Annotated in this window: 1 protein-coding gene; it reads left to right on the top strand. The window is 43.8% G+C overall.

Annotation, left to right across the window (positions count from 1 at the left end; translation table 11 throughout):
• A partial coding sequence (locus FH871_RS35180) for a hypothetical protein (RefSeq protein ID WP_212768421.1) occupies positions 1 to 368 on the top strand: 368 nt, incomplete at both ends.

Here is a 368-nt window from a genome sequence, read left to right as displayed (position 1 = left end):
CTCAGACGAGAAGGTAGTGATTTTTGATAATCTTTTGGACCTGACAACGGCCAAGAAGTCTTATTTAGACGATAAGGAGGCCAAGAGCTTAGAAGCCTATCTGACCAATCCGGTGGAGACGACTCGGTTGGTTATCTTTGCTCCTGGCAAATTAGATGGCAAACGCCGACTGGTTAAGTTAGTCAAAAGAGAAGCGAAGTTCTTTGAAGCCAGTCAACTCAAGGAAGCTGAGTTGCGGACCCATTTTCAAAAGTTGGCTCACCAGGAGGGCCTTGTCTTTAGCAAAGGGGTCTTTGACCAGCTCCTGATTAAGTCTAATTTTGATTTTAGTGAAATTCAGAAAAATCTAGCCTTTCTCAAGGCCTATA

The sequence above is a fragment of the Larkinella sp. C7 genome (assembly GCF_006149005.1).
In the GTDB taxonomy this organism is placed as follows: domain Bacteria; phylum Bacteroidota; class Bacteroidia; order Cytophagales; family Spirosomataceae; genus Larkinella.
The sequence above is the reverse complement of the archived record's forward strand: the minus strand, read 5'-3'. Positions and strand labels throughout refer to the sequence as shown.